Raw genomic sequence first — 16,455 nt, 5'->3', positions numbered from 1 at the left:
CGGGTGCGGAGGGGTCCTACTGCTGCCAGACCCGGACGTAGTCGATCAGCAGGGTGGCCGGGACCGACGTGGGGCCGCCGATCGTCGGCTGGACGGCGTTGTCGATCATCAGCCACATGGGGTCGGAGGTGACGCCCTGGCTGAGAGTGGCCGTGTAGACGCCGTCCCGGTAGTAGTCCACGCGCCCGTTCTGCCACTCGGCGCCGAAGACGTGCCAGCCGGTCAGGTCGCCGGCGGCGCAGCTGCCGGTGGAGGCCGTGGCGGAGTTGAAGTACGCGCAGATCTTGCCGTGCAGCCCCTCCATGACGTCGTTCTCCCCGCCGCTGGGCCAGTTGGACCCGACAGCCCAGAAGGCGGGCCAGTTGGCGACCGACCCGTCGGCGGCGGCGGGGACGTAGACCCGGGCCTCCAGGGCGCCGAAGGCGAATGAGAACTTGTCCTTGGTGTTGACCATGCCGGAGAGGTAGGGGAGCGTCTTGCCGCCGCACTCCTGCTGCTTCTGCACGGCGGTGATGTGCAGCATGCCGTCGCGCACCGCGACCTGGCCCGCGTCGTAGCAGTCGAGCTCCTGGCCGCCCACCGGCGGGGTGATCCGCTGCGGCTCGACGTACGGGTTGCCGACGTTCCACTTGGAGCCGTCGAGGGCGGTGCCGTCGAAGTCGTCCTGGAAGACCAGGTGCCAGTCGCCGGGGATGCCGGTGGGCAGGACGGTGCGCGGCGATCCCGGGGAGCCCGCGGACGGACCTGCGGACGGACCGGTGGACGAACCGGCGGACGGGGGCGCGGACGACGCCGACGTCGCCGTGGCCGGGCCGCCACCGGTGCCCGAGCAGCCGGCGAGGGCGGTGAGCAGGAGGGCGAGCGCCGCGGCCGGGACGGCGTACCGCGGTCCGCGGCGGCGGTGTTCCATGGCGCACCCACCTCCTTGCCCGATCAGCGTTCCACCGCGGCCCGGCGCGCGCATCCGGTGCGCGGCGGCGCCCGCCGCCCGCCCGGGCCCGGCCCGGTCAGGTCAGGTCAGGGCTGGGTCCGCCAGATGTCCCCGATGGGCGCGGTGTCCGCCGCCGCGCCGGTCGGCGGCAGGCCGTAGGCGTCCTCCAGGGTGCGCAGCAGCCGGTAGTGGTCGATCCGCTCGCCGTAGGTCCCGGGCTGGACCTGCCGGCCGACGACGACGGTGGGGACCTGGTTGCCCTGGTCATTGTCGTCCTCGTCCCAGGTGACCACCAGCAGGCTGTTGTGGCCGCGGGCCCAGTCCGCGTAGCCGGCCAGGTTGGCCTTCAGCCAGTCGTCACCCTGCCGGACGGTGCCGTCGTGCATGTCGTGGGTCAGGTTCGGCACGACGAAGGAGAGCGCCGGGAGGGCGGCGTAGTCGCCGGGGAAGGCGGAGAAGGGCTGGTTGACGCCGGGCGGCAGGGCCCCGAAGTCCACCCACGGGTTGTGCTTGCGGGCGTACCCGCCGGCGGCGCAGCCGGTGTAGCCGGCGGCGGGGAGGTCCTCGGAGTAGCCGGTGAAGGTCAGGCCCGCGGCGAGCAGGGCGGAGCCGAGGTCGGGCGTGCCGAAGGACTTGGGGCACGAGTCGTCGGTGACGCCCTGGACGGAACCGGAGAACAGCGCCAGGTAGTTGGGCTGGCTGGGGTGGGCGACGGCGTACGACCGGCTGAAGGACGCGCCCTGCGCGGCCAGGGCGTTGATGAACGGCGCGTCGGAGGTGTTGCCGATCACGTCGGAATAGGACTTGTTCTCCTCGACGACCACCACGACGTGGTCGGGCCGGGGCACGCGGACCGGGGAGCCCGGGGAGCCGGTGCCGCCCGTCGGCCCCGGGGAGCCGTTCGCGGACGGGCCGCCGCCCGAGCCCGCGCACCCGGCCAGCAGCACCGCGCAGAGCGCGGCCGCGCCGGCGACCGCGCGCACCCGGCGGCGCCGACCGGCACCCCGGACGTCCGTGGAAATCACAGTGTCCAGCCTGGGCGTCCGGGAAGGCGGCGGCAATTCGGGCCGGACGGACGACGGGGACAGGCGGTCGCGCGGCTCCGACACTGTGTCAACTCCCCGGCGCCTCGACTACTCCACGTCACGAGCAGTGCGCATTTATTGCCCATATATAGGGAGAAAAGGTCCACTGACCGTCGCTGTATTGACTGAAGGTGACCGGCGGGCTAAGGATGGGAGACAGTACCGCTGACACTTCGGTGACGCACGCCGGTGACGCGCGCCGGAGACGAGGATCCCAGCCACTCCGGGAGCCCGACGATGAGTGACGCGCAGGCCCCGGCGGCACTCTCCACGGCGGAACGTTCCAGCCGCCCGTCCTCACCGCGCTCCGGCTCCGACGAGCCGTCCCGCACCGCCGATCTGTACCTGGACGTCACCGAGCTGACGGCCCGGCTGGTCACCGCCGTCGAAGAGTCCCGCCGCACCACCCCCCACCCGGACACGTCCCGCCTGCTCGACGCCTTCCTGCTGAGCGCGGGGATCTGCCAGATCGTCGAGGACCGGCTCCAGGGCGCCTCCTGGGGCGCGCGGCGCCTGGTGGACCACCTCGCCCCGGAGGCGCGCGGGCCCGCCGCGCGCTCGGCGCTCCGGGCCGCGCGCCTCGGCGTCGCGCTGTCCGCCGGGGCGTTCCGGTCGGTCGCCCCCGGCCGCGGCCTGCGGCGCTGGGGCGACGGGATGGCCACGCTGCGCGACCGGCTCGCCGGATCGGTGGTCGACGGCCTCCTCGGTGACAGCCACGTCCACGGCGAGACCCCGGAGCCCGGCCCCCTCGGCGACGACCACGGGGCCGGCCACGGCGACACCCCGGACGCGGACCTCGTCCGGGCCGTCCACGAGGCCGCCGCTCGGCTCGCCGCGCTGCCCGGCGCCGGGGCGCTGCTCGGCGCGGAGTACCTGCGCCCGCCGTCCTGCTTCCGCAGCTTCGACCAGCACCCGGCGGACGCCGTCGAACTGGCCCGCCGCTTCACCGGGCCGCACGGCACCCGGCACCGGCCGCTCCTGGTCCTGGGGGTGCGCACGTCGGGCAGCTACCTGGCGCCCCTGGCCGGCGCGGCGCTGCGCCGGCTCGGCCACCGGTCGGTGACGGTCGGCACCACCCGGCCCGGACTGGCGCTGCTGCCCGGCCGGGCGGCGGTCGTCCGCGCCGTCCGCGAGGGCGCGGGCGCCGTCCTCCTCCTCGACGATCCGCCGGCCACCGGCGGATCGCTCGCCGCCGTCGCGGCCGCCGCCGAACGCGCGGGCTTCCCCGCCGATGCCGTCGTCCCCCTGTTCGCGACCTTCGAGGACGCCGGACCGGTGCCCGACGTCCTGCGGCGGTACCCGTGCGTCGTGCTGCCCGGCGGGGATTGGGAGGTCCGCCGCCGACTGGGCGCGGCCGCGCTCGCCGGCCTGCTGCCCAACGTGCTGCGCAACGTGCTGCCCGACCTGCCGCCGGGCGCGGGATGGACGGCCGCCCGCGCGCCCGAGGTCGGCACGGCGGGCCCGCTCTCCCGCTGGTCACACCTCTCCGTCCCCCTGACCGCGCACGTCCAAGGCGTCGACGGCCGCGAGCGCGCCCTGCCCCTCGTCGCCCAGTGGGCGGGGGTCGGCTACCTCGGCCGGCAGGCCGTGACCGTCGCCCGGGCGCTCGACGGCCTGGTGCCCGAGGTCCACGGCTTCGCGGACGGCGTCCTGCTGCGCGCCCGCCTGCCCGGCGAACCCGGGCCGGGGCCGGGCTCGGGTCCGGCGCCGGGCACCGCCGCCGACCGCACCGGCCGCCCCCGCCCGGCCGAGGTCGCCCGGTACGTCGCGGCCCGCCAGCGCCTCCTCGCGGTGCCCGCCGACCGGAGCCTCGGGCTCGCCGGACGCCAGCCGGCCTGGGAGGTCGCGGCCCGCATCCTGGCCCCCGTCGGCGGCCGCCTCGACCCCGTCCTGCGCCCCGCCCTGCTGTACCCGCTGGCCCGGTCCCTGCTGGCCGCACCCCGGCCCTGCGTCGTCGACGGCCGCACCGGGGACGGGCACTGGCCCCCCGACGGCACCGGCGGGCGGACGAAGACCGGCTTCGCCGACGGCGCGTTCAGCAACCTCGACCTGGCGACCTACGACGCGGCCTTCGACCTCGCGGGCGCGGCCACCGAAGCGCCCGGCGGCCCCGCGCACTCCCACGTCGCCGAGACCGAACTCCTCGACGCCTACGAGCAGTTGACCGGCCGCCGGATCGACCCGGCGCGCTGGTGCCTGCTCCGGCTGGTCCAGAACTGGGACGCCGCGCGGCAGGCCCGGACGGCGGACCCGGCCCGCGCGCCCCTCGTCCGCGCCCACGAGCGGCGGGCGCAGGCGGCGGCCGTCCAGCGCTTCCTCGCCGGCGCGTACCTGGCCGATCTGGACACCGATCCCCAAGGCCCCTGGTGCGTCCTGGACGTCGACGGGGTGCTGGAGTCGGACGTCCTCGGGTTCCCCGCGTCCTCGCCGCAGGGCATGCTCGCCCTGCGGGCCCTGCGCGCGCACGGCTACCGGGTGCTGCTCGCCACCGGCCGTTCCCTGCCCGAGGTGCGGGACCGCTGCGCGGCCTACCGGCTGGCCGGCGGCGTCGCCGAGTACGGCGCGGTGGCCTTCGACGCGGGGACGGGCGCCGTCCACCCCGTCAGCGGGACGGACACCACCGGCCTGCGGCGCCGACTCGCGGCGCTGCCGGGCGTCTTCGTCGACCCGTACGCCCGGTGGTCCCTCCGCGCGAGCGCCGGGGACGGCCCGCGGCGCACCGCGCTGCCCGCCCGGACGGTCGCCGGGCTGCTGGGCCGGCCACCGTACGGGACCCGGTTCACCGTCGTGACCGGCGACGCCCAGTCGGACTTCGTCCCGCGCGGCGTCGACAAGGCCGGCGGCGTGCGCACCCTGCTGGCGGCGCTCGGCGACGGGACCGCCGTCCCCGCGCTGGCCGTCGGGGACACCGCCGCCGACCTCCCGCTGCTCACCTGGGCCCGGCGCGCCGCCGCCCCGGCGAACGCGGCTCCCGCCGTGGTCGCCGCGGGCGTCCCGACGGCCCGGCGCCCGTACCAAGCCGGGCTCGCCGGGATCGTCGGCCGGCTGATCGGCCACCGGCCGGGCGGCTGCCCGGACTGCCGGGCGCCCGGACACCCGCCCGAAGTCCGCGCGCTGCTGGCCCTGTTGGCCGTGCCCGAGGCCGGACGGGCCGGCGCGGCACCCCGGCTCGCCGCACTCGCCCGGGCCACCGCGCGCGTCCGCGCCGCCGCGCCCCCGAGCGCCGCCGCTCCTCCGGGCGGCACCGGGCCGGCCGACGGGGAGCGCCCCGGATGAAGACCCCCGCAGCCCGGCCCGGCGCCCCCACGGCCGCCACCCGACGCCCGTCCACGACCGGCGGACGGACGGACGCGACCGACGCGACCGACGCGACCGACGCGACCGACGCGACCGACGCGACCGACGCGACCGACGCGACCGACGGACGAACGAACGCAGCCAGCGGACGGACGGCCACGGCCCGCGGACGGACGGCCGCGCGCCGGTCCGACCCGCTGCTGCGCAACGGACACCTGCTCACGGCCAGTTCGCTGGTGACCGCCGGGGTCGGCGCCGGCTACTGGGCGCTGGCCGCCCGCCTGTTCACGCCCGCCGCGGTCGGCGCCGGCTTCGCCGCCGTCTCCGCGATGATGTTCCTCGGCGGGGTCGGGCAGCTCAACCTGGTCAACACCATGATCCGCTTCGTCCCGCCGGCCGGGCGCCGGACCGGACGGCTGGTGGGCCGGGCCTACCTCGCGGCGGCGGGCTGCGGACTGCTGCTCGGCGCCGGGTTCGTCCTGCTGGTCCCGCGGCTCTCCCCCGGGCTGGGCTTCCTGCGCTCCCCGCCCGTCGCGGCCGGGTTCGCCGCCGCCACCGCGGCGTACGCGCTGTTCGTCGTCCAGGACGGGGTGCTGACCGGACTGCGCCGCGCGGACTGGGTGGTCCTGGAGAACACCCTGTTCGCCACGGTGAAGCTGCTGCTGCTCGTGCTGTTCGCGGCCGCCGGCGCGCGGGCCGCGATCCTCGGCTCCTGGGGCGCGGGGCTGGCCTTCTCCGTGCTGTTCACCAACACCTTCATCGCCTGCCGCGCCATCCCCCGGCACGTCCGCCGGGCCGCCGAGGGCACGGGCCCGCCCGCCGGGGCACCGCGGCAGGCCCCCTCCCCCGCCTACCTGGCCGCCGACTGGACCGGCTCCTTGTGCTGGCTGGCCGCCACCACGCTGCCGCCGCTCATCGTGCTGGGCCGGCTCGGGGCCGCCGCGGGCGCCTACTTCTCGATCGCGTGGCTGGTGGCGTACGCGCTCTACCAGTTCGCGATCAACATGAGCGCCTCCCTGATCGTCGAGGCGACCAGCCCGGCGGACTCCCCCGACGCCGCCGAACAGCTGCTGCGCCACTGCCGGCGGGTGCTCCGCCACAGCGGGGCCGTGCTCGCGGCCGCGGCGCTGGCGGCGACGGTGGCCGCGCCCTGGGTGCTGTCCGTGTTCGGCCCCGACTACGCCCGCGCCGGAACGACGACGCTGCGGCTGCTCGCGCTCTCGGCCCTGCCCAACCTGGTGGTCGCCGTCGCCGTCGCGGCCTGCCGGGTGCGACGGCGGCTGCGGGTCGTCCTGGCCGTCCTGGCCGCGCAGGCCGTCCTGGCCCTCGGGCTGACGGTGCTGCTGCTGGCGCCCATGGGGGTCGCGGGCGCCGGGCTGGCCTGGCTGGTGGCGCAGTGCGCGGTGGCCGGGGCCCTGCTCTGGCGCCGCTCCTGGTGGCTGCCCACCCGCACCCGTGAGACGGCCCCGGCCGAGACCCCCACGCCCGCCGGCCCGGCCGCCGCCGCCTGGCTCGCGGTGGCCGGTCTGCTGCCGATCCGCCGCCCGGCCCTGCTCTACCGGCCCGTCGACGGCCTGACCGCCCGGCGGCTCGCCCGCCGGATCGGGCCCGCCCGCGGCGCCACCGCCCACCACAGCTCCCAGGGCCGCTCGGACGTGCTCGTGTTCCGCCTGGACGGCGCCGCCACGCCGCCGCTGGCCGTCAAGCACCCCCGGAGCGCCCCGGCCGTCGCCACCCTGGCCGGCGAGTGGGAGGTGCTGCGCCGGCTCGACGCCGACCCCCGGCTGGGCGAGTGGCGCCGGCTCCTGCCCCGCCCGGTGTCCCGCCGCCTCGACGGGCCGCTGCCACTGGTCACCCAGGACTGGCTGCCGGGCGTCACCGCCGACGGACACCTCGCCCGTTTCCCCGAGCACGCCCCCCGGGTGGCGGCCGCCGCGCTGGGCGCCCTGGCCGAGCTGCACCGGGCGACCGGGCGCACCGAGCCCCTCACGGACCGGCTCGACGACTGGGTGGAGCCGCGCCGCGCCCTGCTGTCCGCACGGATCGGCTGGTGCCGCGCGGGCCCCGGGGCCGAACACCTGGACGCCCTCGTCGAGCTGCTGCACCGGGAACTGACCGGCCGGCCGACCGCCGTCGCGTGGTTCCACGGGGACTTCGCCCCCGGCAACGTCCTGCTCGGCGAGGACGGCACCCGGGTCACCGGAGTGCTCGACTGGGGCGGCGCCCGGCCGAACGGCCCGGCCGAGGTCGACGCGTGCACCTTCGTCATCGCGCTGCGCGCCCAGCTGTCCGGCCGCCCCTGGGGCGCCCTGGTCACCGACGCCGTCCGCACGGGCTCCCTCCCGCCCGCCGACCTCCGGCTGCTGCGCACCGCCGGGTTCGACGATCCCCCCGGCGGCGTCGGACTCCCGCTCCTGGCCTGGCTCTGCCACGTGGCCTCGAACCTGGAGAAGTCGACCCGGTACGGGCGCAGCCACTGGTGGGTCGGCGCCAACGTCGTCCCCGTGCTGAAGGAAGCCGGCGCGGCCCTGGAGGAAACCGGCGCGACGGCCGCACCGGCCCGGTGGCCGGGATGACCAGGCCCGCGGCGCCCGCGCCCCGCGGCGTCCGCACCGACCGCCCGCCGTCGGCGGGGGCCGGGGCCGGGCCGCGACGGCCGTCCGTGCGCACGCTCGTCACGCGCGGCGCCCTCCCGGTGGCCATGGCGCTCTGGCTGGTGTCGCTGCGCCACGTGCACCTGGAACGGATGGACGACCTCGGGCTGATCGAGGTGCTGCCGGTGCTGTTCTGGGTCGCGCTCGGCCTGCTGACCCTGGGCTTCGCCGTCCAGCTGCGCCGCCCCCGGCTCAGCCACGCGTGGTCGGCGGCGTACGTGGTCGGGCTCATCGCGATCGTGCACGCCACCCCGAGCCTGCTCTACCCCGGTGTCCGGTACTCGTGGGCGTGGAAGCACGTCGAGGTGGTCGACGCCTTCCTGCGGCACGGCGGCCCGGTGCCGCGGCCGGGCTGGCTGGACATCTACAACCAGTGGCCGGGCTTCTTCGTCGTCAACGGCCTGCTCCTGCGCGCCACCGGACTGCCGTCGGCGATGGGCTACGCCCACTGGGCCACGCCGGTGGCCGACGTGCTGCTGATCGGCCCGCTGATCCTGCTCTACCGCACGATCACCCGGGACTGGCGGCTGGTCTGGGGGGCCGTGTGGATCTTCTTCTCGTGCATGTGGATCGGGCAGGACTACTTCGCGCCGCAGACCTTCGGGTTCCTGCTCTTCGTCACCGTGCTCGCGATGGTCCTCAAGCAGCTGACACCGGTCCGGCCGCCCGGCGCGCCGGCCGACCCGCCGCCCGCCGGGGCGGCGGGCGCCGCGGCGGTGCGCGAAGGCTGGCGGCCCGCCCGGTTCCTGATGGTGCTGCTGCTGGTGGCGGTCCTGGTCACCTCGCACCAGCTCACCCCGCTGATGCTGATCGTCTTCCTGGCCGCGCTGTCGCTCCCCCGCCGCAACCGCCGCGTCGTGCTGCCCGTCCTCGCGTGCGCCGTCGTCCTGCAGGCGGTCTGGCTGGCCACCGCGGCCCGCCCGTACATCGCGGCGAACCTGCGCAGCTTCGTCGCGGCGATCGCCTCGCCGGACGCCAACGCCCCCACGTGGCTGACCGGGCTCGGCTCCCCCGCCCCCGGCCAGGTGCTCCTGGCCTGGGTGGACCGCGGGCTGTCGGCCGCCGTGGTGCTGCTGGCCGCGGTCGCGCTGCTGCGCCGGCCCTGGACCCGCCGGACGGCCCTGCCGTACCTGCTGATCGCCCCGATGCCGATGCCGGCGCTCAACAGCTACGGCGGCGAGATGATCTTCCGCTCCTACCTGTTCGCCCTGCCCGCCGCCGCGATGCTGGTCGCCGCGCTGGTGCTGCGCGCCGGGGCGCCCGCGCGGTGGCGGGTGCGGCTGCGGGCCGCCGCCTCGTTCGCGCTCCTGCTGGCCTTCCTCGGCGGCCTGGTGTTCGGCTACTACGGCAAGGAGATGATGGAGTCCTTCACCTCCCGCGAGGTCGCGGCGACCGAGTTCCTGTACCGGACGGCGCCGGCCGGCTCGCTCGTCGTGACGGTCACCAACAACGTCCCGGACATCGACAAGGACTACGACCAGCACGACCGGGTGGTGATCGCCTGGAACCAGCTCGAGAACCGCAGGCTCCTGGTGAAGGACCCGCTCGCGGGCCTGGAGCAGGCCGTGTCGCTGGCCGCCCCGCCCGGCCCGGTGTACCTCGTCCTCAACCGCGCCCAGACCGCCGAGTGCTACATCACGGGCGTGCTGCCCGCGGACACCGTGCCCCGGCTGGAGGCGGCGGTGGACGGCTCGCACCTGTTCTCCCCGGTGTTCCGCAACTCCGACGCCGTCGTGTACGAGCTGGTCGACCACAACGCGCCCGAGATCCAGCCCCATCCGCAGCAGCCGCAGCAGCCCCGGCCGCAACAGCACGGAGGCCGGCCGTGACCCGCCTCCCGGTCCGCGCCCTCACCCGCCTCCCGGCGGGCCTGCCGCCCGCCGAGGCCGTCCTCGCGGTGTCCGGCTGGGTGGCCCTCGCCGCCACGACCCTGCCCGCGGCCCTGCTGCCGCTGCGCGCCGTCGTCGCGGCCTCCTTCCTGCTGCTCTGCCCCGGTGCGGCGGCGCTGCGCCTGACCCACCCGGTGCGCGCCGGGCGCCGCCGGGAGCCGCTCGAAGCCGTCGTCCTCACCGTCGCGTTCAGCGTCGCGATCGACACGGTCGTCGCCGAGGTCTTCTTCTTCACGCGGTCCATCAGCACCGCGCGGGCCGTCGGCGCGGTCGCCCTGATCACCTCGCTGACGGTCCTGGTGCCGGCCGCCGTCCGGCACCGCAGGCGGGCGGCGGCGCCCACCGCGGACCGGCCGTCCGAAGGGAGGCCACCGGTATGAGGCTCCGTACCGCGTCCCGCCACTGCGCCCTGCGGCACCGCCGCGCCCTGCGGGCCGGCCGGGCGGCCGGCGCCGGACTGCTCGTCCTGCTGGCCGCCACCGCCGGCTGCTCCGCCGGCCAGGCCCCCCGGCCGGACGCCCCCGGGTCCTGGCACCTCGTCTTCAAGGAGGAGTTCGGCGGGTCCACGCTCGACTCGTCGCGCTGGGTGACCTGTTACGACTGGAACGACAACGGGTGCACCAACGCGGGCAACCGCGAGTCCGAGTGGTACCAGCCCGGCCAGGTGTCCGTCGGCGGCGGCGCACTCACCCTGCGGGCCGAGCGCGCCACGACCCCCGGGTCCGACGGCCGGACGTACCCGTGGACCTCGGGCATGGTCTCCACCGGACGCGACAGCTGGAACGGCACCCCGCGCTTCACCTTCACCCGGGGCTACGTCGCCGCCGCCGTCCGCATCCCCGCCGAGCAGGGCGTCTACCCCGCGTTCTGGCTGTCACCGGTCACCCGCGTCACCCCGCCCGAGATCGACGTGGCGGAGTTCCTGGGAACGTCACGGAACGTCCAGATGTCCGTGCACTGGGCGGGCCCGAAGGGCGCGGACCTGTCCTCGGCCGGCCACTACGGGCCGCTGGACTTCCCGGCCGGGTACCACGTCTTCGCGCTCGACTGGGAGGCCGACTCCCTCACCTGGCTGGTCGACGGCCAGGCCAGGTACTGGATGACCGACAAGGCGGACATCCCGGACGTGGCCATGGAGGTGCTGCTCAGCCTCGCCGTCGGCGTCCCCGACCAGCCGCCGGCCTCGGTCGACTCGGCGCAGATGCAGGTGGAGTGGGTGCGGGTCTGGCAGCACTGAGCCCGTCGGCCCTCCCGGCCGGCTCCCCTCAGGCCCCGGCCGGACCTCCGACCGGGCGCCCGAGCCCCGCTCGCAGCCGGCGGTAGCCGCGCCAGGCCCTGGTGCGGACGGGCTCGGGGTACGGCGCCACCCGCGCGCCCTGCCCGAGGGTCCACCGGTGGAACACCTCGGGCGCCGTGTCGGCCCGGACGGTCAGCCGGGCGATGCGCAGCGGATCGTCCGCCGCCGAGCTGAACGCGTCGCGCACCGCGCACCCGGAGGACCACCCGTACTCGCGCAGCCGGCGGCGCACCACGGCGCTGGAGTAGCCGTGCGGGTAGGCGAAGGAGTCCACCCCGTGGCCGAGCACCTCCTCCAACTGCCGCTTGCAGTACCCGATCTCGGCGTCCAGCGCACCCCACGACAGGGTGTCCAGCTGGGCGTGGGTGCGGCTGTGCCCGCCGATCTCGACCCCGCCCAGGACGTCCAGGTTGGTGATCTGACGCCACGTCAGCATCGGCGCCGGCGGCAGCAGGCTGCCCTCCGGCGCGCCGCCGGGCGGGTGGACGGCCCCGGTGGTGACGAACAGGGTGGCCGGCAGGCCGCGGTCGGCGAGCTGCGGGGCCACCGTCCAGAAGAAGTCCTCGAAACCGTCGTCGAAGGTCAGCACGGCCGCGTGCGGGGGCAGCCGGGGACCGCCGTGCAGGGCCGCGACCAGCCGGTGCAGCGGGACGACGGTCAGACCGCTGTCGGCGATCCGGTCGAGCTGCTCGGCGAAGGCCCGCGGGGAGACGGTGAACGGCGCGATCCAGGACGGCGGGTCGTCGGCGACCGAGTGGTACAGGAACACGGGGACGGCGCTCACGGCGGGCTCCCGCCCGGCGCGGCGCCGCGGACGGGCCGGTCGCCGTGCGGGCGCACGCGCCGGCGCAGCGAGCCGACCGCGTACCCGAGCGACGCGGCCGAGACGCCCCCGAGCAGGGCGCCGAGCGTGCGCAGCCCGCGGCCGCCGCCCGCCCGCACCTCCCGGAGGGCGGCCCGGGGCAGGGTGGAGCGCAGGTAGCGGCGTTCGCTGGACAGGGCCGGACCCGCGCCCGCCCGGCCGGCCACGGCGGCCTTGGACAGGCCCTCGCAGTAGCAGCGCGACCGGAAGTAGCGCCAGGTCGTCCTGGTGTCCGGCACGTGGTGGCGCACGGCCGCCGACGGCTCGTACAGCAGCAGGCCGTGCGGGCGGCGGGCGGCCAGGCGCAGGCACAGCTCGGTCTCCTCGCAGCCCAGCGGGCGCTTGCCGACGCGGCCGAGGCCGGTCCGGAAGCCACCGGCCGCGAGCACCTCGGAGCGCCGGAAGGACATGTTGGCGCCGATGAAGTTCCGTACCGGGGAGGGGCGTTCGGGCAGGCCGCGGTAGGAGCAGCCGACCACCCAGTCGAACTCCGGCGGGAACCAGGCCGGCCGCCCGGCCTCCCACCAGGGCCGCACCAGGCCGCCGACGCCGAGCACCCGCGGATCGCGGTAGCCGGCCAGCAGGCGGTCGGCCCAGTCGGGTTCGGCGGCGGCGTCGTCGTCCAGGAACGCCACGATCTCGCCGTGCGCCGCGCGCACCCCGCTGTTGCGCGCGCCGGACAGGCCCCGGCACTCGCCGTTGGTGACGACCCGGACCGACGGGAAGCCCTCGGCGGCGCGGGCGGCGAGCTCGGGGCAGTGGTCCACGACCAGGACGACCTCGTCGGCGGGCCGGTGCTGGCGGGCGACCGAGGCGAGGCAGGCGCAGAGGTCGTCCCAGCGCTCGGTGGTGTAGGCGCAGACCACCACGGACAGGCTCGGCGAGGCGGCCGCGACCGCGTGCGCGTGCGCTTGCGCGTCCGTGCTCGCGGCGGTCCGGCGGGAGGTGTCGGCCATGGTGCCCGTCAGCCCCTCCGGTTGTCGCGGTATGCCCGGTGCACGGCGGCCAGGTAGCCGAGCGGCCCGTACAGCAGGCCCTGGAGCTCCAGCCGGGAGAGCCGCCACGACCAGGCCTCGTCCGCGGCCGGCCGGGCGCGGGCCCGGCCGAGGGCGAGGGCGACGCCGCGCGGCAGGCGGCGCAGCAGGGCGGGCAGGAGCCGCGGCTCGTGGAGGGCGGCGGCGGTCAGGTAGGCGCCGAGGCCGCTGCCGTACCCGAAGGCCTGGACGGCGAGCGCCTCCTCCGTGCGGCGGTGGCGGTGCCAGACCACGGCGTCGGGCTGGTAGACGAGTTCGCGCCCGGCGGCCAGCACCCGGAAGAAGGCGAGCAGGTCCTCGCCGCCCCTGGCCGGGGTGCCGGGGCCGGTGGCCAGGTCGAAGCCGCCGAGGGCGCGCAGCAGGTCGGCCCGGATGGCCATGTTGCCGCCGGAGCCGAAGCGCCCCGCGGTGAACGGGAAGAGGGGGTCCGGCGGCGGGTCGGCGAGGGACCACCGCCGGCGGGCGAAGCCCTTGTCGAAGTCCGCGTGGCGGACGACGGCGGCCTGGGCGTCGGTGACCAGTTCGACGGGCAGGATCAGCCCGGTCACGCAGCCGGTCCGCCGGGAGCCGGCGAAGGCCTCGGCGATCGCGGCCAGCCAGGCCCGGTCGACGACGATGTCGTCGTCGACGTAGGCGATCAACTGCCCCGCGGCGACGGCCAGTCCGCGGTTGCGCGCCCGGGCCAGGCCGGCGATCGGCTCGCGCAGGTAGCGGACCCGGCCCTGGTAGCGCTCGCGGACCAGGCGGGCGGCGGCCTCGCTGTGCGGCGCGTTGTCCACCACGACGACCTCGAACCGCGGGTAGTCCACGCGCAGGACGGAGTCCAGGCAGTCCCGCAGCATCCCGGCGCGGTCGTGCGTGCACACGACCACGCTGATCAGCGGTGCGTCGAGGAGGGTGTCCGCCCGGGCCGCGAGGCATGGATGGAGGACGCGGGCGGACGTTCGGGGGGCGCGGGGGCCGTGGCCGTTCGCGGGCCGCGTCCGGTCGGCCGCGAGGTGGCGGCCGATCGGGACGGCGAGTTCCCGGCGGGCGGCCTCGGTGAGGGCCGGGAGCAGTGCGCCGGGGGCGTCGGCGGTCGCGCCGACCAGGCCGAGCGGGTGCCCGTGCAGCCTGACCAGGGCCAGGGCCCGGCCGGAGGCCCCGGTGGCGTCCTTGCCGTCGGGCGTCCGGAGGCGGGCCGGGCCGGGGTCCGCCGCGGGGCCGGCGTCGGCTTCGGCGTCGGCTTCGAGGCCCGGTACACGGTCGGGTCCGCGGTCGGGTCCGCGGTCGGGTTCGACGTCGGGTTCGGCGTCGGGTTCGGCGTCGGGTTCAGCGTCGGGTTCGAGGCCGAGTTCGAGGTCGAGCACGTGGCCGGGCCGGCACAGCACCACGCCGGTCCTCGCCCCGGGGGCGGTCCCGGAGCGGTCGCCTTCGCGTGCCGTGGTGCCACAGGTCGTGGCATCTGCCGTGGTGGCGCCCGTCGTCGTGGCGCCGGGCCACCTGGTGCCGCGCATCGTTCCTCCTCGCGGTGCCGCCGGGGCTGGGCAGGTTCGGGAAAGGTCCGCGTCAGCGCGGACCGGCCCGGTGGGCGGGCGGGCACCCGGGGCGCGGCGACCCCGACCGGGCCGCGCTCCGGGCGTCCGCCCGCAGTGGCGCCGCCGGACCCCCGGCGCCTCGGATCGGCCTGCGGCCGGTGTGGTCCTTGTCGTTGGTGTCGACGTCGTTCGTGTCGACGTCGTCCGTGTCGACGTCGTCCGTGTCGACGTCGTCCGTGTCGGCGTCGTCCGTGTCGGCGCCGTCCGTGTCGACCGGGTCGTCCGTCCGCGGGCCCGCAGGCACCCGGGCGCGTCCGGCCCGACCGGGACGCGCCGCGGGTGTCGCGGTGGACGGAGCGGGAACGCGCGGTTCCCGGAGGGAGGCGTCGACCAGCGCCCGGTGCGGCGCGGCGGGGCCGCCCGCCGTACCGGTGGCCGTGGCCAGGCCGGGCCGGTGTCCGTGCAGCCGCACCAACGCCGACACGCGGCCGGCCGGGTCGGCGGCGCCGCGACCGCCGGGTGCGCGCGACGCCCCCGGCTCGTCCGGTTCCGGCTCGACGACGCGGACGGGGGTGTGGAGCGAGTCGCGGGCGACAGGGCGCGGGCAGGCGGCCTCGGTGCGCCGGCCGGTGCCCTCCATCAGCGCTCCCCCAGGGGGGCGGCCACAGGGGACCGGGCGCCGGGACGCTCGGCGATCAGGGTCCTCAGGACCCGGCGGCCGTCGGAGACGGCGTGCAGGTGCGAGTGACCGCTGCGGCGGGGGAGTTCCAGGCTCGGCACCTCGGCGATCCGCAGCCCGGAACGCAGCGCGTGCGCGATCATCTCGGCCTCGATCTCGAAGCCGGTGGAGCACAGGTCGAGGGCGTCCAGGAAGGAGCGGCGGAAGGCGCAGTAGCCGTAGCACAGGTCGGTGAGGCTCGCCTCGTAGAGGCGGTTGACGACGGCGAGGAGGAAGCGGTTGCCGAGCGAGCGGACCCGGGTGAAGTCCAGCGAGCCGCCGCCGGCGATGCAGCGCGAGCCCTTGACGAAGTCGTAGCCGTGGTCGAGGAAGTGCAGGTAGTGCGGGATCTCGCCGGGCCACATGGAGCCGTCGGCGTCCATCATGACGATGTACTCGCCGGTGGCGGCGGCGAACCCGGTGCGCAGCGCGTTGCCCTTGCCCGGCGCGCTCTGCTGGACGCTGCGGACGGCCGGCAGGCACTGCCTGGCCATCGGCACGGTGGCGTCGCTGGAGGCGCCGTCGACCAGGATGACCTCGTCGACGCAGCGCGGGATCTGCTCGAAGACCCAGGCGATGTTGCGGGCCTCGTTCTGGGCGGGGATGACGAGGCTGACCGTGTGGGTGGTGGCGACGCGGTCGCCGGCCCGGCGCATCGGACGGTGGTCGAGGACCCGGTCGCTGGCGCGCCGGTGCGGGTGCCGGTCCGGCGGGGCGCCGGAGGGCCGTCCTGCGTACGGGTACGGGACGGCGGTGGGGGGCAGGGTGGTGCTCATGGAGGGCCTCTCGAACGAACGGAGGCGGGGGCGGCCGGCGACGCCGGGGAGCGGCGCGGCACTGCCCTTGGAGATGTGGCGAACAGGCCCGGGGCGCGGACGGATACGCGCACGCGCAGCCTGGGGAGGTGGCCCCGCGGGGACCGCCTGAACTGTCGAGAGCGCCTGGGGCGGCCGAAGGTGGGGTGCGCACCGCTCCGGGCTCTCGCACGGCGCCGAGGGCGCCGTCGGAAGAACCGGCCTGCCGCGTCCCGCAGGACGCCGACTGAGCCAATGACTCATCGTCCGTCCGCACGCACGGTGACGTCAAGGGCTTTTGTCCGATTTTTGACGTAACTTCCCATGACCCGTGGTGACGCCGAGTCACCGCTCCCGATCGTCACCCGCCTCTGCCG

The 16,455-nt window shown here is 76.7% G+C and carries 12 protein-coding genes; 5 read left to right on the top strand and 7 right to left on the bottom strand.

The features are described 5' to 3' along the window. Positions 1-16 precede the first annotated feature (16 nt). Both ACFVSN_RS11200 and ACFVSN_RS11195 read right to left on the bottom strand, forming a co-directional pair. Complete coding sequence (locus ACFVSN_RS11200) at positions 17-910, bottom strand: hypothetical protein (protein ID WP_387954602.1); 894 nt, start codon at positions 908-910, stop codon at positions 17-19. Between the two features lie 107 nt (positions 911-1,017). Then, positions 1,018-1,956, bottom strand: coding sequence for an alkaline phosphatase family protein (locus tag ACFVSN_RS11195; protein WP_387954600.1), 939 nt, complete (start codon positions 1,954-1,956; stop codon positions 1,018-1,020). A 297-nt stretch (positions 1,957-2,253) separates the two neighbouring features. Here ACFVSN_RS11195 and ACFVSN_RS11190 point away from each other — a divergent pair, with 297 nt between their 5' ends. From ACFVSN_RS11190 to ACFVSN_RS11170, 5 genes are read left to right on the top strand one after another with little or no spacing between them, the layout of a single operon-like run. Further along, positions 2,254-5,292: an HAD family hydrolase gene (locus ACFVSN_RS11190; RefSeq protein WP_387954598.1), complete on the top strand. Its 3,039-nt coding sequence runs from the start codon at positions 2,254-2,256 to the stop codon at positions 5,290-5,292. Then, on the top strand, positions 5,289-7,889 hold the full coding sequence (locus tag ACFVSN_RS11185) for a phosphotransferase (RefSeq protein ID WP_387954596.1): 2,601 nt from the start codon (positions 5,289-5,291) through the stop codon (positions 7,887-7,889). Before ACFVSN_RS11190 ends, ACFVSN_RS11185 begins: the two co-directional genes overlap by 4 nt. Next, positions 7,886-9,796 (top strand): glycosyltransferase, encoded by a 1,911-nt coding sequence (locus ACFVSN_RS11180; protein ID WP_387590765.1) that lies wholly within the window; start codon positions 7,886-7,888, stop codon positions 9,794-9,796. Before ACFVSN_RS11185 ends, ACFVSN_RS11180 begins: the two co-directional genes overlap by 4 nt. Continuing rightward, positions 9,793-10,236: a hypothetical protein gene (locus ACFVSN_RS11175; protein ID WP_387590768.1), complete on the top strand. Its 444-nt coding sequence runs from the start codon at positions 9,793-9,795 to the stop codon at positions 10,234-10,236. Before ACFVSN_RS11180 ends, ACFVSN_RS11175 begins: the two co-directional genes overlap by 4 nt. Next, a complete protein-coding gene (locus ACFVSN_RS11170; RefSeq protein ID WP_387954595.1) occupies positions 10,233-11,093 on the top strand; it encodes a family 16 glycosylhydrolase in 861 nt (286 codons plus the stop codon). The genes ACFVSN_RS11175 and ACFVSN_RS11170 overlap by 4 nt, the downstream gene beginning before the upstream one ends. 28 nt (positions 11,094-11,121) lie before the next feature. Here ACFVSN_RS11170 and ACFVSN_RS11165 read toward each other — a convergent pair whose 3' ends face one another. From ACFVSN_RS11165 to ACFVSN_RS11145, 5 genes are read right to left on the bottom strand one after another with little or no spacing between them, the layout of a single operon-like run. Beyond that, positions 11,122-11,937, bottom strand: coding sequence for a polysaccharide deacetylase family protein (locus ACFVSN_RS11165; protein WP_387590773.1), 816 nt, complete (start codon positions 11,935-11,937; stop codon positions 11,122-11,124). Beyond that, positions 11,934-12,971 (bottom strand): glycosyltransferase family 2 protein, encoded by a 1,038-nt coding sequence (locus ACFVSN_RS11160; protein ID WP_387590776.1) that lies wholly within the window; start codon positions 12,969-12,971, stop codon positions 11,934-11,936. The genes ACFVSN_RS11165 and ACFVSN_RS11160 overlap by 4 nt, the downstream gene beginning before the upstream one ends. A gap of 8 nt (positions 12,972-12,979) precedes the next feature. Further along, positions 12,980-14,545 (bottom strand): glycosyltransferase family 2 protein, encoded by a 1,566-nt coding sequence (locus tag ACFVSN_RS11155; RefSeq protein WP_387590779.1) that lies wholly within the window; start codon positions 14,543-14,545, stop codon positions 12,980-12,982. A gap of 52 nt (positions 14,546-14,597) precedes the next feature. Then, entirely contained in the window at positions 14,598-15,206 is a 609-nt protein-coding gene (locus tag ACFVSN_RS11150; protein WP_387954593.1) for a hypothetical protein, read from the bottom strand. Beyond that, positions 15,206-16,060, bottom strand: a complete 855-nt coding sequence (locus tag ACFVSN_RS11145) for a glycosyltransferase family 2 protein (protein WP_380508427.1) — start codon at positions 16,058-16,060, stop codon at positions 15,206-15,208. The genes ACFVSN_RS11150 and ACFVSN_RS11145 overlap by 1 nt, the downstream gene beginning before the upstream one ends. Between the last annotated feature and the right edge of the window lie 395 nt (positions 16,061-16,455).

Source organism: Kitasatospora sp. NPDC057904 (assembly GCF_042887925.1).
GTDB lineage: Bacteria > Actinomycetota > Actinomycetes > Streptomycetales > Streptomycetaceae > Kitasatospora.
This window is presented reverse-complemented; position numbering and strand designations above follow the sequence as displayed.